Here is a 19,363-nt window from a genome sequence, read left to right as displayed (position 1 = left end):
ATGATAGGCAAGTGCTTATTATTAATGAAAGTCGCGGAACAAGCCAACAACTTTGCCAAGAATAGTGACATGCGTCAAACGAATGGGCTCCATGGCCGAGTTCTCTGGTTGAAGACGGATATGATCTTTCTCTTTATAAAATGTCTTCACCGTAGCTTCGTTCTCTTCTGTCATAGCAACCACAATATCGCCATTATTCGCAGTCTGCTGCTGACGAACGATAACGAAGTCTCCATTATGTATGCCGGCTTCAATCATACTTTCCCCATGAACCGACAACATAAAGACGTTATCATCGTCGCCTGCCATATGGAACGGCAATGGGAAATAATCTTCAATATTCTCTGTTGCTGTGATTGGCTCGCCAGCGGTTACTTTACCAACGATCGGCACACGTACAACAGTGTGACTGAACTCGCTGCCGCGCTCAGATTGATCATGGCTTAACAGTTCTATCGCTCTAGGCTTGGTTGGGTCACGCCGAATAAAGCCCTTCTTCTCTAGACGATCTAAATGCCCGTGAACAGTGGAACTGGAAGCTAAGCCTACTGCTTCACCAATCTCTCGGACAGAAGGGGGATAGCCTTTCAATCGAACTTCAGTACGTATAAATTCAAGAATCGCTTGTTGACGGCTTGAAATTTTCGACAATAGAATCAACTCCAATGAGTACACTTTTGCAAAGATTATATCACAGAACCTCCGTTCGTACAAACATAAGTTCTAAGGGATAGCGATAACTAAAAAAAGGGAACGAATGTTCTAAGAAAAGTGTTGACTCAAACGTGTGTTCGTGCTAAATTTTTGCTTAAATAAGAGAACGCACGTTTGGAGGGGAATTACCATGATGTATACTACATATCGTTCAATTTACACTCAATCAACTAGACCTACATATAACGGAAAGTCAGCTCGCAAGTTGCGTATCAAGAGATTTACTTTGGCGATAACCGTAATTATTGGACTGTTTATTGCATTTGGTACCATTGTTCAAGCTATTTCCTCTAATGATAATGATAGTGAGAGGGGGATACCTGCCAAGACTTCTATCCGTGTTATCATCCAACCGGGAGATACACTGTGGGCCATTGCAAAGGAACATCTGTCCGCTGACATGGACATCCGAGATTACGTTTATATCATTATGAAGAACAACGACTTGAATGGCGGGCTAATACAAGCAGGTGATGTGATCGAGGTTCCTCTTTTTTCTTCACCATAGAGAAGCTAGAGCTTACGTTCATACTCGAGCTGTTATTGTTATAGGCTGTCATACCATCAAGCTTGACAACGATCTTCCACCATGTCAAAGTAAAGGTTAACGCCAGTACAACATGGAGGTAGAATATGAACATCGATATGATGATAGCGCGTATTAATGAGCTGGCACGCAAGCATAAGACGGTTGGTCTGACTCAAGAGGAAGTAGCAGAACGTGCCCAGTTGCGTGAACAGTATTTAGCCTTATTCAGGAAGCAAGTACGTAATAATTTGGACACTATTCGGTGGGCGGAAGACGAAGAGCAACAAGGTCCGTCTTCAGGTACGGTTCACTAAATTAAATAGATCATGTGAGATGCGAACACTACTATAGTGGTTCGCTTCTTGCACATTTTCGAGCAAGATTGGCAGTGGCATGAACGTGATAAGAGTTAGGCGATCATCTGTTTATAATGAACAAGTGCTGTACTATTCCAGCAAACGGTCGCAATCTATCATGCTATGTGAATTTTTTTTCGATCTTTGCTTGATGTATATAGCCGTTTACACCTATATCTAGGAGGTAGTTATTGTAATGTCACGCAGTTGGGAACGTAAAGTACGCAAGAATAGTTCAGTATTGAACAAGAAGCTGCAGAAGGACGGCAAACCGGTTATTCAAGCTGGGCAAGAGCAATATGACGAGTATAGGGGGAGAAACTTTATTCTGCCATCTGTTCTCATTATTTTAGCACTGATGTATGCTGTCATCGGAAGTATGTTTTGGAGCAAGGAACAATCTACATTGATGTATTGGGTGACTGTAATTGCGTATATCGGACTTGGCTTGGTGTTGTTTGCAAAGCGGCCGTTCCTGAAGGTTGGTCGAGACAACATTATGACTACTAAATGGAATCGAGTACGTGTATTGTACGCTAAGGATATCAAGAAGATTACGATTCAACCTGGATATGTTGTTGTTCAGCAATCAAAGCGCGGTACTAATTGGGTATTCTCTCGCGTGATGAATCGTTACGATACAGAGCTAATGGGTGCGCGTTTAACTAAGTTTGCAAATCAACATCAGATTGAGCTTGAGCAACTGTCGAAGTAAGTGGAAGCGGGGGGAAAGGGATGACGATCAGAGCAGTATTATTTGATCTGGACGATACGTTATTATGGGATGACCGCAGTGTAGAGGAAGCATTTTCAGAAACATGCAAGTATGCTCAAACGGTGTCGGGAGTTAATCCCGACGCCCTGCAACAAGAAGTACGTGAAGCAGCTCGCACGTTATATGCATCATATGATACGTTTGAGTTTACGAAGCTGATTGGCATTAACCCATTTGAAGCTTTGTGGGCTCATTTCACAGGCGGGGAGCATGAAGAGTTTCGCAGGTTGGAGCATGTTGTTCCACAGTATCGCGTTGAAGCGTGGACGCATGGACTTCGTGCGCTTGGCATAGAAGATGAGGGTCTAGGAAGAGTCTGCGCTGATTTATTTATGAAAGAACGCCGGCAGAGACCTTATGTATATGCAGAAACATTTGAAGTATTGGCACAGCTAAAGGCACAATACCCGTTGTTGCTCCTTACGAACGGAGCTCCATGCCTTCAACAGGAGAAGCTTGATGGCGTGCCGGGTATCCTTGAGTACTTTGACCATATTGTGATATCTGGCAATTTTGCAGAGGGCAAGCCAGCCATTAGTTTGTTTGAACATGCAATGTCTTTACTTGGCATTGAGCCACATGAAGGATTGATGATAGGGGATAAATTGACCACTGACATACAAGGTTCTATTAATGTCGGCATGCATAACGCTTGGGTTAACCGAACTAATCAAGAGCTATCAGGAGTTGTACATCCGGAGTTTGAAATCAACAGTTTACAACAAATATCCGAAATTATCCGCATAATTAACAATCAGCAAGCTGCTGTATAAGGACGATCATTAACGTGAGCTTGATTTGCAGCAATTATGTAACAACTAAACTAAATGGATCATCATTTAAGAGGGAACCTGCACATGTGCAGGTTCTTTTTTGTAGGAGGAGTTAGAAGTAAACCTATTACTTATGTTATGTTGTATGTGATAATTGTCATAATTAGTTCACAGTTAAAGTGATGATATAGCCCTATCGGGCCATAACGAAAAGGTATATCATGGATATAATGTAAACAAACACAGTGTGACAAGTATACATAAGGAGTGAACTTGCGATGTGGAAGAAAACAGCCTTATCAGCCATGCTGGTATTAGCGCTTATAACGGGGTGCTCGAATGACAAAGGGACCAACTCAAGTCATGAAGGGCACAGTATGGAGATGGAGACCCAAGCAACTGGTGGTCAGATGGAGTTGATTGCCGTTGAACTAAAAATTCCCGAAAATATAAAGGTCAATGAGCCAGCTGTATTTACAGCACATGTTACGTTAAAGGAACAACCGATCAATGACGCTGAAAAAGTTGAATTCGAATGGTGGCTGGAAGGTGCAGAGCATCAGAAGAGGGAAGTCAGTGTTAAAGCGGATGGTAACTATGAATTAGAACAAACATTTGATCAGCCAGGTAAGTATACGATCATCTCTCATGTCTCGGCGAATGGAATGCATTCGATGCCAAAGAAATCGTTTGAAGTTAAGAATTAAGGTAGGAAGATGAAATAAGGGGACAGGCTCTAAGCATAAGAGGCTGTTCTTTTTGTATTCAAAATATGTAAATACACGCACGAGTGGCAAGGCGCAGCAGGGTGAAAATATCCCGACAGGAGCAGCCTGTCGGGATCGTAAGCTAAGCTTATTAAGCTTTAATAAATGCAGGGTCTTCGAAAGGATGTGCAATCCAGCCCTCTGTCTCAATGAATAGGCGGACAGCGACAATTTCACGTCTTTCCGATAATGTAAAGAAATGAGGAATGTTTTCTGGTACAGAGATAACGTCGCCTTGCTCAACTAGCACATCCATATAACCAACATCGTCGGAACCTTTAATAACAAAGTATCCTTCGCCAGCTGTAATCGCACGTACCTCGTCTTCCGTATGCGTGTGGACCTGCTCGAATTTCTTCAATAATTCTTCGATATTTGGTGTAGCGTCTGATAGTGAGATCAAGTCCCACGTCAAGTAACCACGACGTTGCGCTAGATCACGAATCTCAACATCAAACGTTTCCAGAATCTGTTGCTTCTCATCATCTGATAAAGCAAATTTATCTCTTAATGCCGGCGCAAGCTTGCCAGCATCCCAATGTTCGTATAGTACGCCCTGTGCCTCCAGAAAGGCTTGAATGTTCTCTTCTCCGGTGATTAATTCGTCCGTGTTGCGAATTCGAATCTGTGCCATGTGAATCCCTCACTTCTCCAATATGATTACTTTATTCGTATTATAGTACAGAGGAAATGATTGGGCAAGAAACATTTTCATTCATGTTAATCCCCATCTTTCCTATTGGTAAGAGTTCTGTTAAACTTAGTTCTAACGTTTTTAGACAGAGCAGACATAGAGGGTGGGCTGAGGAATGAATAAACCGGCATTACAAGCGCGTCTTCAAGACCGCATTCTCATTTTAGATGGTGCCATGGGTACTATGATACAGCAAGCTGATCTCACGCCGGAAGACTTTGGCGGGGAGCATTTGGACGGCTGTAATGAAATGCTTGTATTAACTCGTCCGGATGTCATTTCCAGCATCCATGATCAATATTTTGCGGCAGGTGCCGACATTATTGAAACCAATACGTTCGGTTCTACTAGTGTTGTTCTTGCTGAATATGATCTGCAAGACCGTGCAGTAGAGTTAAACTTGGAAGCAGCTAGACTTGCCGTTGAATCTGCTAATAAGTATACAACGGCAGACCATCCGCGCTATGTAGCAGGGGCTATGGGACCTACAACCAAGACGCTATCGGTAACAGGTGGGGTCACGTTTGACGAATTGGTTGAGAGTTATTACGAGCAGGCACTTGCATTAATAGACGGTGGCGTAGATGCCCTTTTGCTAGAGACATCACAGGACACGCTTAACGTAAAGGCAGGCTCAATCGGTATTCAACGTGCAATGGAAGCAAGGGGGAAAATACTCCCCATTATGATATCCGGCACGATTGAACCGATGGGAACGACACTTGCTGGGCAAAATATTGAATCTTTCTATGTATCGTTAGAACATCTGCAGCCGATTTCAATCGGCTTGAACTGTGCAACAGGTCCGGAATTTATGAGAGATCACCTCAGAACGTTGGCTGGAATCGCCAACGCAGCGGTTAGCTGCTATCCAAATGCAGGTTTGCCCGATGAGAATGGACACTATCATGAATCACCGGAATCATTAGCACGCAAAATAGCTGCATTTGCAGAGCAGGGCTGGTTGAACATTGCTGGCGGGTGTTGTGGTACGACACCTGAACATATCCGTGTACTTGCGGAGACACTTGCTCGATATGAGCCTAGACGTCAGTTTGGCGAGCATCCACCTGCTGTATCTGGAATTGAGACCGTATATATCGAAAATGAAGGCCGACCTTACATGGTTGGTGAACGTACGAATGTACTTGGATCAAGAAAGTTTAAGCGGTTAATTGCTGAGGGTAAAATAGAGGAAGCGGCAGAAGTAGCACGCGCTCAAGTCAAGAACGGTGCACATGTCATTGACGTCTGCTTGCAGGATCCAGACCGAGACGAAGCTGAAGATTTGAAATTATTTTTACAAGAAGTTGTGAAGAAGGTCAAAGTGCCGCTTGTCATTGATACGACAGATTCGAAGGCACTTGAATTGGCATTAAAATATACACAAGGCAAAGCGATCATCAATTCAGTTAATCTCGAAGACGGCTTGGAGAAGTTCGAACAGGTTGTTCCACTCGTCCATCGTTATGGAGGGGCGCTTGTCGTGGGTACGATTGATGAGCGCGGTCAGGCGATTACTAGAGCAGACAAATTAGAAGTTGCCAAGCGTTCCTTTGATATTTTAGTTCATCAATTTGGTATCCAAGCGAAGGATATTATTTTTGATCCGCTCGTATTCCCGGTAGGGACAGGCGATGAGCAATATATCGGTTCAGCCAAAGAGACGATAGAAGGAATACGCCTGATCAAAGAAGCTTTGCCGAACTGTCAGACGATACTTGGTGTCAGCAACATCTCGTTCGGGCTGCCGGAGGCTGGGCGAGAAGTGCTGAACTCTGTGTTCTTATATGAGTGTACAAAGGCAGGGCTTGACTATGCAATCGTGAACACGGAAAAGCTGGAACGTTATGCCTCTATCCCTGAACATGAACGGAAGTTATCTGAAGCCCTGCTTTATGATACTAATGATGAGACACTTGCTACCTTTGTAGCAGCATTCCGGGACCGCAAGGTGGAGAAGAAAGAGAAAACTAGCAATTTACCTTTGGAAGAGCGGCTAGGCGCCTATATTGTAGAAGGAACAAAAGAAGGACTAATTCCAGACCTCACTTTGGCGCTCGACAAATATACATCGCTCGAAATCATCAACGGCCCGTTGATGGCGGGGATGGAGGAAGTCGGTCGATTGTTTAACAACAATGAACTGATCGTGGCTGAAGTTCTCCAGAGTGCTGAAGTGATGAAAGCATCTGTTGCTTTCCTTGAACCTTATATGGAAAAGAACGAATCCGCTGTTAAAGGGAAAATTTTGTTGGCTACTGTAAAAGGTGATGTACACGATATCGGTAAGAACTTGGTAGAGATCATACTTGCCAATAATGGCTACCAGATCGTTAATTTAGGCATAAAAGTTCCTCCCCAGGATCTAATCGAAGCTTATCGCCGCGAGAAACCAGACGCAATCGGGTTGTCGGGCTTGCTTGTGAAATCAGCGCAGCAGATGGTCATTACAGCTCAAGACATGCGCACAGCAGGTATTGATGTGCCTATTATGGTCGGTGGCGCAGCATTAACTCGAAAGTTTACAAAGAATCGGATTAGTCCGGAATATGACGGACTTGTGTTATATGCGAAGGATGCCATGGACGGGTTAGACTTGGCGAATAAGATTATGAACTCAAATGAACGTCGAGTGCTTGTAGAAGAGCTGCGCTCCCATAAGGAACGATTGGCAAGGGAAGGCGAACAACAGCAATCGCTGCCTAAGCTGACAAGAGCGGTGCGTTCCAACATCAAGGAGGCAGATGTATACATCCCACCTGACTTGGATCGCCATGTGCTGAGGGACATACCTACTCCGCAGATCATTCCTTATGTCAATATGCAGATGCTGCTCGGTCACCATCTTGGCTTAAAAGGGAATGTTGATCAGCTATTCGCGGCAAGAGATCCAAAGGCGCTTGATCTAAAGGAAACGATTGATCAATTGTTCCGTGAAGGCTCGCAGAAAGGCTGGCTTCAGGCTAACGCCATGTATCGCTTTTTCCCAGCTCAATCCGAAGGCGATTCCATTCTCATTTATAATCCGAACAATGTGTCAGAGGTGCTGCATACATTTACATTCCCACGTCAACAAGTGGAGCCGTACTTGTGTCTGTCCGACTTCCTTCGCTCCAAGGAAAGCGGCGTAATGGATTACGTAGGCTTTATGGTTGTGACAGCCGGAAGAGGAATTCGTGATCATGCTGAAGTAATGAAGCAGGAAGGGCAGTATTTGCGCTCGCATGCGCTGCAATCGCTGGCCCTTGAGATGGCTGAAGGCTTGGCCGAACGTATCCATCATATGATGCGTGAGACTTGGGGCTATCCAGACCGTGAGGATATGACGATGAAGGAACGGTTTGGTGCACGATATCAAGGGATTCGAGTATCGTTTGGTTATCCTGCGTGTCCGAATTTGGAGGACCAGGAGCCGCTGTTTCGCTTAATGCAGCCAGAGGATATTGGTGTTATACTAACAGAGGGCTGCATGATGGAACCGGAGGCGTCTGTAAGCGCGATGGTGTTTGCACATCCACAAGCACAATACTTTAACGTGGATAAAGCATAGGGAAATGTAGGGATAATAAAGCCTCTGTATCTAGGACTAGATGCAGGGGCTTTTCGGCAATACCATAACATATAACATGTTTCTTGATATAACTACGTTAAATATTAATTACATCAATAATGATTGGAAGTGTTATTTTGGACGTTTACTTCTTAGGTACAGGAGCAGGTATGCCAACGACAAGACGTAATGTCAGCAGTATGGCTCTTCGATTGTATGAAGAACGAGGAAGTTTTTGGATGTTTGACTGTGGAGAAGGGACGCAGCATCAAATCCTGCGTTCGCCTCTCAAACTAAGTAAGTGTGAATTTATTTTTATTACCCATCTGCACGGAGATCACTTATTTGGGCTCCCAGGCCTGCTATCCAGCAGGGCTCATCAAGGTGGCACAACACCCTTAACCGTGTTTGGACCAAGAGGGCTCGGAAAGTATATGAAGACTGTATTTGAGGTCAGCCAGACGGAGGTGCCGTATCCATTGCTGATCAAAGAAATTGAAGCAGGAGTCATCTGGTCTGATGACCAGTTCTCAGTTACGGCACTGCCGTTAGAACACCGTGTTCCCAGCTTTGGTTATCGAATTCAAGAGAAAGATCGTCCTGGCCGGTTAAAGTTTGAGATGCTGCGAGATAAGGGAATTCCGCCAGGACCTTTATATGGACAATTAAAGCAAGGTATAGACGTACAATTACCAGACGGCGAGTTAGTATTTGCAGCTTCTGTGCTGGGAGAGGCGATTCCAGGCAAGAAAATAGCAATAATGGGGGATACCCGACCTTGTGACAATGCAGTTCGATTAGCACGTCATGTTGATTTGTTGGTGCATGAAGCGACTTTCTTGGAGGAGAAGGCGGAAAATGCACATGAATTTGGGCATTCTACTGCGAAGCAGGCGGCTACGATTGCACAAAGAGCAGGCGCCAAGAAGTTGGCATTGACCCATTTCAGTTCTAGATACAAAGATGATGATTTAATACAACAATTGCTGGAAGAGGCTGTGTCTATTTTTCCAAATACGGAACTGGCAGACGAACATCACATCATTACGACATCTTAACATGGATAAAATGTTCTGTTAACGCTCCTTAGGTATGCTCTTGCTAGGAAGGGCTATGGTATGTGCTGAACGTCAATGTCAATACGAAAGCTTAGCACAAGAATGCCACCCTCTAATGCCGAGGAGGAGTTCTTATGGATACGGGAAGTCATTTGTTGTTTGGCGCCACTTTGGCAGGGTTGGCATGCGCGGACCCTTCTGTTGCCGGACATACAGAATTATTTTATGCGGTTTTGACTGCATCGTTGATTGGTGCTCACGCACCAGACTTTGATACCGTAACCCGGCTTCATAGCTATTCAGCGTATATAAGGCATCATCGGGGGTGGACTCATACGCTCCCAGCCATTTTACTGTGGCCTCTCCTTATTGCTTTGCCAATGGCGGCCTTGTTTGGTGTGTGGGATTATTGGCCAATCATAGCGATTTGGAGCTGTGCTTCTGTCATGATTCATATCGTCCTTGATACATTTAACGCATATGGTATACAGGTACTTAGGCCCTGGACACGTAAATGGGTGCATTTAGATGTGTTGTGTTTGTTTGATCCTTTTTTGTTTATCATTCATGCTGCTGCGTTGTCCAGTTGGCTATGGCTGCCACGAACAGATGCAGTAATGTGGTTTGTTAGTGTGTATGTGCTTACCGCTTTGTATATTGGCTGGAGAACGCTTGTGCATGAGTATGTACGTTCAATGCTTCGACTGGCCTATGCAGATGCGGTTCATGTACAGCTAATTCCCGGCATCCGATGGTCGCGCTGGCAGTTCCTAGTGGAACAGGAAGATTGCTTTGTAACTGGCTGGATTATTAACAATCGATTCATTAGAGAAGAAGACACCTATGTTAAATCGCCTACGCAGCCGGAGGCGGTTAGCCGAGCGATGACAACAGATGGGGTACGAGCATTTCTGTCTTTTGCGGAGCGAGTAAACGTGCAATGTCAACAATGGCAGGAAGGCTATCGGGTCATTTGCAGTGATGTTCGTTTCTGGCACAACCACCGGCTTCCGTTTCGAGTCGAAGTGGAGCTGGACGTGGAATATAATGTGATAGATACCAAAATGGGCTGGAATAAGAAGGGCTGGGAGCCCCCTTACGTTTAATAAATATGATACACTAAAATGAAAACAAGAGACGGTGAAATATCCGTTTCTTTTTTCATCCGCCAGAAGTTAAAGTATCCAATTTATTATTATTTTCCGGGAAAGCGCAGGAAATGACAGCTTTGTCCTTTAAGAACCCTTAGATGGGAGTAATTCTGTCATAACTTCCGTTGACAACGTCATTTTTCGTCGAAACTGCTGTGCTCCAGCCCTTGCATGCTGTCGAGTGGTTCATTACAATGAATGAAGCTGCATCGGTAGTGAACGCACACATGTTACATACATAGAAAGGTGGTAACCCCATGAGCAAGCTTGGTTTTACAATTGTAGGATTCGGGGCGATTGCCAAAACGCATATGGTAGCATTACGCACCATGCCGATTATAAAGTCACTTCCGGTTACACCGGTTCTGGATACATTAGTTACTCGTCGACCTGATACATTGCGTGAACAGGCAGAACAGATTGGGTTTCGTCATGTAACGAGCAATTTGCAGGAAGCGCTGGCTGAGGGGACTTCGCAGGCTATAAGCATTTGTACGCCTAATGCAATGCATGCGGACCAAGTTCGTCTAGCAGTGTCCAATCAACTAGCTATATATTGTGAAAAGCCAGTAACAGAATCTGCGGTTCAGACTGCGTCGCTGCTTCAGGATGTGCCGGTTGGTTATCCGCAACAGCTTGCATTTGTATTTCGTTATCATCCGGCTGTTCTGCGGACAAGAGCTTGGCTGCAAGAGGATATTATTGGGGATGTGCTGCAATGCAAGATTTCGTATATGCGTTCTGGCTACCTTAATGCAAATCGGCCTGTTAGTTGGCGTTTAAGCGACTCCATGTCAGGGGGAGGCGCTATAACAGACATCGGAGTTCATGCATTAGATTTGATTCGTCACTTGTTCGGTGAATATAAGTACGTAGAAGGCAAGACGCATACATTTGTCCCCCGCAGGCCAACGGCTGCTGGCTCTGCTGAAATGACCAACATTAACGTAGATGATTGGGCAACGATGACTTACGAGACTGAGCAGGGAGTCAGAGGACAAGTTGAAGTATCACGAATAGCATTGGGCGCGGATGAATTCCGAATAGATATCGTAGGTTCAAAAGGCAGTATTATCTGCGACTTGGAACGGGATACGCAACCTTCGCTGCACCTCATTAGCGGTTCATCTTCTACACTACCTGTGCCTGATGCCATACAGTTACTTCCAGATGAGAAAGCTACGATGGGCGTATTTCAGGATAGTCATTTTGCGGCGCTTCATCACTTTGTGCTTCGACAAGCAGGGGATCTGAGATGGACTGATATTGCTCCTACGCTAGCAGATGGATATGCGGTAGAACGCTGGATAGATCATATTATTGCTTCACAATCCCGCAAATAGAGGTCTGAGCATGAGGAGTAGATGAGATTTAAGGGTGTGAAGAACGAAAAAAACCTGAATATTTTGGTATCATAAGGTACATTGACCGCTCGATATCTTCTACTCGAGGATTTGTCATGCTTTTAACATAAGCAGTTGTCGAGAAAGAAAGGAATTATGAGATGAATGTAACGAATCAGCGTCGGCTTCACGCTCTTATCGATCTGGACGGAACGATGTTTCAGGGGTCAACAAGAATCGAAGGGGCAGATGAACTCATACACGCCATGTTAGAGTGGCACGTTCCATTTTTATTTGTCACTAACAATTCATCACGTTCGCCAGAGCAAGTAGCGGATGTACTTCAATCAATGGGGATTCCGGCGAAGGCGGAAGATGTGCTTACTTCTGCTCAGGCAGCAGCTCAATATATTTCCAGCATGTTTGCTGGAAAGACTGTTTATATGATTGGAGAACTAGGACTTCGTGCGGCGCTTACAGAAGCAGGGGTGGAATGGACGGATCAACCCGCAGATGTATGGCAAAAGCAGATTGACGTAGTTGTGCAGGGAATTGACCGCCAGTATTCATATGAGAAACTTGAGGCGGCCGCTTGTGCGATTCGAGGCGGGGCAGCTTTTGTTGCCACCAATCCGGATTACATGCTACCTTCAGATAAAGGATTTTCTCCGGGGGCAGGGACGTTAATGGCGGCGCTTCAAGCTGCATCCGCAACAGAACCTATTATTATCGGCAAGCCATCGTCGATCATTATGAATGTTGCATTGGATCGATTAAACTGTCAGGCGGAAGAGACGCTTGTAATCGGGGATAATATGATGACGGATATGTTAGCAGGGGCTAGCGCGGGGTGCCGCACGGCATTAGTCCTTACAGGTGTGACCACTTCTGATAATTTAGCATCGTATAAAGAGAAGTCTGGTGTAAACCCTGAGGTTGTCTGTCAGCATCTTCATGAAATGAAAAAGTGGCTGGCGAAACAACTGGGCCGATAATTATAGAGATAGAGAGGAAGATGTAAGCATGATTGAATTGCCGCAAATTGAACAGCAGCGTAGAAAGATCGACCAACATTTTGTAGGACAGCGCATATGTGAAATACAGGTACAAAAGGAATCCTGGATAAATATTTCTCTAGGCGAGTTGTCTGCTGCTGTGACAGGTCGTCAGTTGCTTTTTGTTGAACGTAGAGGTAAGGCATTTATTTTTCATTTGGATGATGGAAAACGTCTATTGCTGCATGTAGGCGTAGATGCATATTTCAGCTTTAGCCATGATGATGCTGAGGCCGAAGTGGATTCGAGCAAACAGCAATTGGAAATTAAATTTGAACAAGGCAGCTGGCGCATAGCTGGAGCACGCACGCTGTCGCTCCAATGGATAACGGCAAAAGAGCTTGATGAGCAGCTAAAAGCTTGGGGACCAGAGCCGCTGTCGCGTAATTTGACGTTCGAACTATTCAAACGTCGATTTGCCAAACGTCGTTCTTCTTTAAAAACGGCGTTAACAAATCCGGCTTTAATTGCAGGTTTGACACCATTGATAGCAGATGAGATCAGTTTCCGAGCAGGTCTACTCCCTTCTGTTCGCATTGAAACGTTAACGGAGGAAGATTGGGCGGAATTGTACCGGGCGATGGTAGAATGGCTGCATGAAGCGATTGATGAATCACAAGCTACTCAGCATACGTATGCGGTAACAGGGCGCACGGGAGAACCTTGTTTCCAATGCGAAACAAAACTAGAAGAGCTGCGCATTAATGGAAAAACGGCGGTATACTGTCCGAGTTGCCAACATGAGCATGTAAAGGTTAGTGAACCGCAAGGCGTCTAGCGGCTGCGGCCTGCATGCCGGATATGTAGCTGTTGATGGGCTTTTGGTACGGCGGTCAGCGTAGGGATGTATACGATGAAAGGTACACTTCGTTACGGATGTCACCTTCGTTCACATGGCAGCTTTACACAAATGGGGAACAAAGCCATCCGGTTAGCTGAACTAGAGGGATGCAGCTGCTTTCAGTTTTTTGCTAAAAATCCACGCAGCTTACAGCTAAAGTTGGATTACGAGCAGGATGCTCACGAGTGCAGGTCATTGTTAGAAACGGCTTCAATTAAGACGATTATTCACTCTGCATATGTGTTGAATATAGCTACATCGATGCAACCGGACAGTACATTGTTTACGGCTCATGCGATGAGCTTGCTTAATGATCTTGTCATCGCTGATGCCTGTGGGGCAGTTGGGGTTGTCGTTCATTTTGGTGTGATTAAGCACAGTGACAAATTACAGGGATATCGTGATATAATCACGATGCTGAATGTAGTAACTGACTCTTGGCATGGAAATGCATTGATCTTGTTGGAGAATCAGGCGGGTCTACATGGCGGATTGGGTGTCACGCTGGATGAATGTGTACAGATTCGTAAATTGTGCCATAAACCAGACCAGATCGGTTTCTGTCTAGATACCTGCCATGCCTATGTCAGTGGGATGTGGAATGCAGATCATACGGAAGGAACGTCCCAATTGCTGGAGCATGGACGGAATATGGACTATTGGCCATATGTTTCTGCTGTTCATGTGAATGATGCCCAAGAGGCCTATGGCAGTAAGCGAGACAGACACGCGGCAATTGGGCAGGGCAGGATCAGTCCTACAGCGATGGAGCAGTTGTTAACGTCTGCAGAACTCCGAGATAAGCTGTTGATTTTAGAAACGCCTGAATCGGGTGAACGGCTGCATAGTAAAGAGTGGCAATTAATACGAGCATGGTATGCTCTGGACCATCATACATCCCATCATAAATAGCAGAATAGTTAACTTATTGTGATGAGGTAACTTCCTACACAGAATGAATGGCATGGGGGTGTACAGCATGATACATGTTTATTTGGATGACTGGCGGCGATGCCCGGCGGGATTCGTATTAGCTAAAAATGCTGAGGAATGCTTGCTGCTGCTTGAAAATGAAGAGACGGATATTTTATCGCTCGATCATGACCTAGGACCAGATGAGCCAACAGGTACTGAACTCGTTCGTGAGATGATTAATCGAAAGCTGTTTGCTCGTCGTATTTATTTGCATACTTCCAGTGCAATTGGGAGACAACGTATGTATCAGATGTTATATGAGCATAAGCCTGATCATGTGCTGCTTATAAATGGTCCTATGCCCCCTGAAGTGCTGTTGTTAGTAAGTGCAGGGAGGCTATGAAGTCGATATCCGCGCAACAGCTAATAGATCAGGTGCAGGATGGCACTTTACGAGATAGGTTGGATGCAGTGTATGTCTACTCGCCTTTATGCGGAACTTGTGCGTTAGGTGAGACGATGCTGACGATTGCACTTGAAGCACTGCCACAATGTCGAATATATCGGATGAACATTAATGATGCAGCGAAGGCGGCTATTTTATTACAAATAACAAGCGTGCCCTGTCTTATTATATGGGATCGTCAAGACACATCAGCACCTGCTCAATACATATACGCCATGCAATCGGTGACTTATTTGTATGAGCAGCTCAGTAGAGGACGTGGCTGAATAATAGAACTGGGCAAACGCAAAGAAACAAGCAGTCGTGGAGGAATTTTATTTTGTCAGAAATAAATATGCAGGAAATACAATTACCAGTAAATTATGAGGGATCGTCGCACTGGATTATAACGTCTAACCATGGTTATATCCCATACGCTCAGGAAGAGCTGCGACGTAGGTATGCTGAGCTCAAAAGTCAGATCTTTGTCTCGGGTGAAGTGGCACTTATGGAACTTCCGCGTGCAGTCCAAGACATTTGGCAGGATATGAACGCCGAACCTGTTATTTTTGTTAGGGACATGTTTCCAGTTCAAGTCGTAGTGGAAGCCGTAGAACTAACTACCGCAGAGCAAGCTGAGCAGATCTTAGTGATCATGCAAGAACGAAGTGGTATTGCGTTTAAATCTATGGATGCTGTATCGATCCATTTGCGTCGAAGTGGCAAAGGAGCGGATGAAGCGGAGCAGCGTTCGCTAAAGTCATTTATTAAAGATGCGTTGGAACGGCATGGGGCCCAGGTGGTCCTTCAGCAGCCTCAGTATATCGTTTCAATTTTTGAACATCAAGGTAATATCTACGCAGGTTTGGCGACACTTTCTAATCAAGGTTCTGACTGGCCTGGTGGAGCAATTCGTTTCCAACGTGAAGTAGGACAAATATCCCGTGCGAAGTTTAAGCTGCTGGAGGCTGAACGCACGTTAGGGCTTGATTTGTCCGCTTATCAGCATGCGTTGGATATAGGAGCAGCCCCAGGCGGATGGACAAGCCTGCTATTAGAGCGAGGTCTGACAGTAACAGCAGTGGATCCTGCCAATATGCATCCGAGTCTGATTGACCATCCGCAATTATCGATTATTAAAGGAAATGCAGGAGAGGTTGCATTTGAACCGCATGAGTTCGACTTGCTCGTATGTGATATGAGTTGGAGCCCAAAACATACAGCTCAGCTTGTCATCCAGTTGCTTGAAGCTGTGATGCCAGGGGGAACTGTTATCGTTACGGTCAAGTTAATGCACAAGAAGCCACTGCAAACAATACGGGATTGCATGGAGATGTTTGCAGAACATCTACAGATTGTTCGTGCGAAGCAGTTGTTTCACAATCGAGATGAAATTACGTTGTATATGATGAAGTATTAATGTAGTACAATATTTAATTCGATTAACCATGTAAAAATGCATTTCCGGATTTTTGTATGGAAAAAAGTGTAGACAAATGAACGTGTGCCTTTTATAATGACATCAACACGTACCAAAATATTCAAATGTGGGAAAGCATCCCGAGCGCGGCCATAGGCTGTGTTCGGGTTTTTTTGTGTTTATTTACATGAATAAGGAGGGATAAAGTGCGTGTACCATCAAGGTTGCAGGAGGGCAGATTGTTTGAGCAGCGTTATCGCATTATGAAACTAATTGGCTCTGGAGGAATGAGCTACGTTTACCTTGCCAAGGATGAGAGACTAATGGGCAAGCAATGGGCTATTAAAGAATCCATCCCGTTAAGGCATAATCAGTACCATTTAGTTAGGGAGGCCCAATGGCTAACGGAATTAAAGCATCCTAATTTGCCATTAATTGTAGACTTCTTTCCCCCGGATGATAAGTGCAGCCACGCCTATCTAGTGATGGAATATATCGAGGGGGAGACTATTGCCGAGCGTATGACACGAAAGTCATTTTCATTTTTGGAAACGATTGATTGCAGCATTCAGTTATGCGCAGCAATGGCCTATTTACACCAGCATGTTCCCCCTATTATTTATCGGGATATGAAGCCATCTAACGTGATGCTCACAGTTCAAGGCGGAGTTAAGTTAATTGATTTTGGTATTGCGCGACAGATGCGGGAGGACACACAAGGAGACACAATCAAGCTAGGTACAGTTGGATTTGCAGCACCGGAGCAATATGCCGGCAAGCAAAGTGATGCGCGTACAGACTTATATGCAGTTGGTGCTTTGATGGCACATATGCTAACGGATGGGCGGTGGTATGGCATGTCTGATTTTAGATGTGAAATGCTTCGTTCGGACGTGCCTGAACAATTTGCAATCGTATTGCTGCGGCTGTTAGAAAAGAATCCGCAGGATAGGTACCAGAGCGCAGAACAATTACGCGATGTCTTACAAGAGTATACGGAAAGTAACGATATTGATTTAAGAACACGGGGATCTGTTGCCCCTCCTAAAGGCAAATCGGGTAAGAGTATGCAATCATCACGGGGAGAAGTGTTTGCCGTCATGGGATCAGGCGCTGGCATGGGCACTACCCATACATCGATTATGATAGCACATGCGTTAAGTAATTGGCTTAAGGTTCAGGTTGCTTATATGGACTATAGTAACGAGAAACATTCTTGTTCGGTTGTCGAGCCAATTATACAGGCGGTAGAAGGGGAAAACGGATGGCGAGATACAGAGGAGCCGTTTGAGTGGAGGGGGGTCACGTACTTAAGCTTGCAACAACTTAAAGAGCAGCATGAAGGTCACATATTACCGCATTTGCAGACGCAATACAGCTACGTTGTTCTTGACTTGGGAAGTGTGCACGCACATACCGGTATTGATGAGTTTATGAGAGCATCCTACAGTTTATTAGTGGGATCGTCTGCTATTTGGCGTCAACAAGAGACGATAGCAGCTATTAACATTTTTGCATCGAGGAAATATAGCTATTGGTGTTATGGCGTGCCACATTATGAGAACGCTGATCTCCTCAAGCACCCTGCGCAGAAGGCTAGTCAGCATGTCGTTTCTATACCGACTTGTGCTGACCCGTTTAGTGGAAATGAAGATGTATGGGAGTGGATACGATCCTGGACGGGGATCAATAGACACGCAAAGCGCAGACTTGTATGGCCGAAGTGGCTTATTCCCTCAGGAAAGTTATGAGCAAAGTGAGATTGTGATAAGGATGTGAAGCTGTGATCAGACGTTGGACGAGAAGAACGAAGCTGATTGTAGTTGCTGTAACAATGAGTGCAGGGTGTGTAGGTATTATTAGTGGAACTGTTATGATCTACTCGCAGCAAGTGTGGTCACAGGAACGCCAACAATTGGAATTAGCTTTAGAGAAAGCGAGGAAGCAAGCCGCATCCTCCCCTAAGTTGATCACAAATTCTTCATCTGGAGTTAAGCATGTATGGAGATTCAAGAAGCCTTTGGAATCGGGATATCGATTAACTGAGCAGGACATTGAACGGATTGTGCTTCCGTCAATTTGGATTCCTGACCAGCAAATTACGAAAAAGGAGGATATCGTGGGCAAGCTGCTCAAATTGGATGTGACCGCAAGGACGCCTGTGTTGGCATCCATGCTTATAGAAGGGGATGGATTAGTGGACGATGTCCGCTGGATTGAGACAACAGCTATTCAACTCCCGCTTGAATTATTGGAAGGTGACGTTTTGGATGTGCGAATCCGGTTTGCAGATGGGCAAGATTTTGTTGTGTTGTCTCATAAAAGGGTGGAGAAACTCAAACCGGCTATCATATGGATGCAGTTTTCAGAGCAGGAACTGTTGATGATGTCAAGTGCTTGTGTCGATGCTTATGTGAATAGTGCTCAATTATACGCTGTTCGTTATGTTGACCCCATGCTGCAGCAACGAGCTATTATTAACTACCCGGTAAATGCTGAAGTCATGGCATTGATTGAGAAAGACCCTAACATAGTTAAGACCTCCAATGCGGTATTGTCGGCCCAATCTCGTCGTGTATTGGAGTCCCACTTGGATAAGTTGCGAGTAATTGAACCTGAGCGAAGTAACTTCTTTAGCGGGCAAGCGAGTACTTATGAAGGCAGCCAGAATCCATTCTCGTCCACTCCCAGCAAGATCAGTCAGACTCCAAATGTTCTCCCGCTGTCACCATTTACAGGTCATGATTCTATTATGGAATACGATTCTCCATTTACAGGGCAGCAGAAGGATAACACGCTAAGTGTGTCTGAAGAAGCCGGGGGCCCTTCCGCAGCTTCCCAGCAGCCGAATATACCGCGACAACCCGTTGCTAAACCGAAAACTTCAAATGATGCTGGTCCACACGTACCCAATTCAACTAATAATGAAGTTAGTAAATTAGCGCCAGAGCTTGAAATGAAACAATCTCAATAA

General features: G+C 45.0%; 19 protein-coding genes. 17 read left to right on the top strand and 2 right to left on the bottom strand.

The annotated features are described in order from the left end of the window. Positions 1 to 21 precede the first annotated feature (21 nt). Positions 22 to 651 (bottom strand): transcriptional repressor LexA, encoded by a 630-nt coding sequence (lexA, locus tag QP775_RS06045; RefSeq protein ID WP_239327984.1) that lies wholly within the window; start codon positions 649 to 651, stop codon positions 22 to 24. Positions 652 to 844: 193 nt separating this feature from the next. Between lexA and QP775_RS06040 the strand changes: the two genes are divergently transcribed. The 5 genes from QP775_RS06040 to QP775_RS06020 all read left to right on the top strand — a co-directional run bounded on the left by QP775_RS06040 (position 845) and on the right by QP775_RS06020 (position 3,854). Beyond that, positions 845 to 1,222 carry a LysM peptidoglycan-binding domain-containing protein gene (locus QP775_RS06040; protein WP_285104449.1) on the top strand — a complete coding sequence of 126 codons (378 nt, stop codon included), beginning with the start codon at positions 845 to 847 and terminating at the stop codon, positions 1,220 to 1,222. A gap of 125 nt (positions 1,223 to 1,347) precedes the next feature. Continuing rightward, on the top strand, positions 1,348 to 1,557 hold the full coding sequence (locus QP775_RS06035; RefSeq protein WP_239327982.1) for a DUF896 domain-containing protein: 210 nt from the start codon (positions 1,348 to 1,350) through the stop codon (positions 1,555 to 1,557). Positions 1,558 to 1,795: 238 nt separating this feature from the next. Then, positions 1,796 to 2,314 carry a methyltransferase gene (locus QP775_RS06030; RefSeq protein ID WP_239327981.1) on the top strand — a complete coding sequence of 173 codons (519 nt, stop codon included), beginning with the start codon at positions 1,796 to 1,798 and terminating at the stop codon, positions 2,312 to 2,314. Positions 2,315 to 2,334: 20 nt separating this feature from the next. Further along, the gene (locus QP775_RS06025) at positions 2,335 to 3,147 is read left to right on the top strand and encodes an HAD family hydrolase (protein ID WP_239327980.1); all 813 of its coding nucleotides are present in this window, start codon (positions 2,335 to 2,337) and stop codon (positions 3,145 to 3,147) included. Positions 3,148 to 3,425: 278 nt separating this feature from the next. Continuing rightward, positions 3,426 to 3,854: a FixH family protein gene (locus QP775_RS06020; protein ID WP_239327979.1), complete on the top strand. Its 429-nt coding sequence runs from the start codon at positions 3,426 to 3,428 to the stop codon at positions 3,852 to 3,854. A 151-nt stretch (positions 3,855 to 4,005) separates the two neighbouring features. On the opposite strand, the gene QP775_RS06015 is transcribed toward QP775_RS06020, so the two are convergent. Continuing rightward, positions 4,006 to 4,548, bottom strand: coding sequence for a 1,2-dihydroxy-3-keto-5-methylthiopentene dioxygenase (locus QP775_RS06015; RefSeq protein WP_239327978.1), 543 nt, complete (start codon positions 4,546 to 4,548; stop codon positions 4,006 to 4,008). A gap of 175 nt (positions 4,549 to 4,723) precedes the next feature. Between QP775_RS06015 and metH the strand changes: the two genes are divergently transcribed. The 12 genes from metH (at position 4,724) to QP775_RS05955 (ending at position 19,363) form a co-directional block, all read left to right on the top strand. Further along, positions 4,724 to 8,161 carry a methionine synthase gene (gene metH, locus QP775_RS06010; protein ID WP_285104444.1) on the top strand — a complete coding sequence of 1,146 codons (3,438 nt, stop codon included), beginning with the start codon at positions 4,724 to 4,726 and terminating at the stop codon, positions 8,159 to 8,161. Between the two features lie 137 nt (positions 8,162 to 8,298). Further along, on the top strand, positions 8,299 to 9,219 hold the full coding sequence (gene rnz, locus QP775_RS06005; RefSeq protein WP_239328673.1) for a ribonuclease Z: 921 nt from the start codon (positions 8,299 to 8,301) through the stop codon (positions 9,217 to 9,219). Between the two features lie 134 nt (positions 9,220 to 9,353). Then, positions 9,354 to 10,325, top strand: a complete 972-nt coding sequence (locus QP775_RS06000; RefSeq protein WP_285104442.1) for a metal-dependent hydrolase — start codon at positions 9,354 to 9,356, stop codon at positions 10,323 to 10,325. 302 nt (positions 10,326 to 10,627) lie between these two features. Then, positions 10,628 to 11,713 carry a Gfo/Idh/MocA family protein gene (locus tag QP775_RS05995; protein ID WP_285104440.1) on the top strand — a complete coding sequence of 362 codons (1,086 nt, stop codon included), beginning with the start codon at positions 10,628 to 10,630 and terminating at the stop codon, positions 11,711 to 11,713. Positions 11,714 to 11,874: 161 nt separating this feature from the next. After that, positions 11,875 to 12,708, top strand: a complete 834-nt coding sequence (locus QP775_RS05990; RefSeq protein ID WP_239327974.1) for a TIGR01457 family HAD-type hydrolase — start codon at positions 11,875 to 11,877, stop codon at positions 12,706 to 12,708. 28 nt (positions 12,709 to 12,736) lie between these two features. Then, positions 12,737 to 13,546: an Fpg/Nei family DNA glycosylase gene (locus tag QP775_RS05985; RefSeq protein WP_285104437.1), complete on the top strand. Its 810-nt coding sequence runs from the start codon at positions 12,737 to 12,739 to the stop codon at positions 13,544 to 13,546. A gap of 75 nt (positions 13,547 to 13,621) precedes the next feature. After that, positions 13,622 to 14,521 carry a deoxyribonuclease IV gene (locus QP775_RS05980; protein ID WP_285104435.1) on the top strand — a complete coding sequence of 300 codons (900 nt, stop codon included), beginning with the start codon at positions 13,622 to 13,624 and terminating at the stop codon, positions 14,519 to 14,521. Positions 14,522 to 14,588: 67 nt separating this feature from the next. Continuing rightward, positions 14,589 to 14,927, top strand: a complete 339-nt coding sequence (locus tag QP775_RS05975; protein WP_285104433.1) for a cyclic-phosphate processing receiver domain-containing protein — start codon at positions 14,589 to 14,591, stop codon at positions 14,925 to 14,927. Beyond that, positions 14,924 to 15,256, top strand: coding sequence for a thioredoxin family protein (locus QP775_RS05970; protein WP_285104431.1), 333 nt, complete (start codon positions 14,924 to 14,926; stop codon positions 15,254 to 15,256). The genes QP775_RS05975 and QP775_RS05970 overlap by 4 nt, the downstream gene beginning before the upstream one ends. A 53-nt stretch (positions 15,257 to 15,309) precedes the next feature. Continuing rightward, complete coding sequence (locus tag QP775_RS05965; RefSeq protein WP_285104429.1) at positions 15,310 to 16,389, top strand: SAM-dependent methyltransferase; 1,080 nt, start codon at positions 15,310 to 15,312, stop codon at positions 16,387 to 16,389. A 206-nt stretch (positions 16,390 to 16,595) separates the two neighbouring features. Next, on the top strand, positions 16,596 to 18,140 hold the full coding sequence (locus tag QP775_RS05960; protein WP_285104427.1) for a serine/threonine protein kinase: 1,545 nt from the start codon (positions 16,596 to 16,598) through the stop codon (positions 18,138 to 18,140). A gap of 32 nt (positions 18,141 to 18,172) precedes the next feature. Further along, positions 18,173 to 19,363 carry an SAF domain-containing protein gene (locus QP775_RS05955; RefSeq protein ID WP_285104426.1) on the top strand — a complete coding sequence of 397 codons (1,191 nt, stop codon included), beginning with the start codon at positions 18,173 to 18,175 and terminating at the stop codon, positions 19,361 to 19,363.

Source organism: Paenibacillus sp. UMB4589-SE434 (assembly GCF_030226685.1).
Lineage (GTDB): Bacteria > Bacillota > Bacilli > Paenibacillales > Paenibacillaceae > Paenibacillus_B.
Note: the sequence above shows the minus strand (reverse complement) of the source record. Positions and strands in the feature narration are given on the sequence as shown.

Coding starts and splice junctions, on each gene's coding strand:
- QP775_RS05985 (WP_285104437.1), top strand. CDS start 12,737: ATGATTGAATTGCCGCAAATTGAACAGCAGCGTAGAAAGATCGACCAA.
- QP775_RS06030 (WP_239327981.1), top strand. CDS start 1,796: ATGTCACGCAGTTGGGAACGTAAAGTACGCAAGAATAGTTCAGTATTG.
- QP775_RS05990 (WP_239327974.1), top strand. CDS start 11,875: ATGAATGTAACGAATCAGCGTCGGCTTCACGCTCTTATCGATCTGGAC.
- QP775_RS06040 (WP_285104449.1), top strand. CDS start 845: ATGATGTATACTACATATCGTTCAATTTACACTCAATCAACTAGACCT.
- metH (WP_285104444.1), top strand. CDS start 4,724: ATGAATAAACCGGCATTACAAGCGCGTCTTCAAGACCGCATTCTCATT.
- QP775_RS06000 (WP_285104442.1), top strand. CDS start 9,354: ATGGATACGGGAAGTCATTTGTTGTTTGGCGCCACTTTGGCAGGGTTG.
- QP775_RS05975 (WP_285104433.1), top strand. CDS start 14,589: ATGATACATGTTTATTTGGATGACTGGCGGCGATGCCCGGCGGGATTC.
- QP775_RS06025 (WP_239327980.1), top strand. CDS start 2,335: ATGACGATCAGAGCAGTATTATTTGATCTGGACGATACGTTATTATGG.
- QP775_RS06035 (WP_239327982.1), top strand. CDS start 1,348: ATGAACATCGATATGATGATAGCGCGTATTAATGAGCTGGCACGCAAG.
- QP775_RS05970 (WP_285104431.1), top strand. CDS start 14,924: ATGAAGTCGATATCCGCGCAACAGCTAATAGATCAGGTGCAGGATGGC.
- QP775_RS05995 (WP_285104440.1), top strand. CDS start 10,628: ATGAGCAAGCTTGGTTTTACAATTGTAGGATTCGGGGCGATTGCCAAA.
- QP775_RS06020 (WP_239327979.1), top strand. CDS start 3,426: ATGTGGAAGAAAACAGCCTTATCAGCCATGCTGGTATTAGCGCTTATA.
- QP775_RS05980 (WP_285104435.1), top strand. CDS start 13,622: ATGAAAGGTACACTTCGTTACGGATGTCACCTTCGTTCACATGGCAGC.
- QP775_RS06015 (WP_239327978.1), bottom strand. CDS start 4,548: ATGGCACAGATTCGAATTCGCAACACGGACGAATTAATCACCGGAGAA.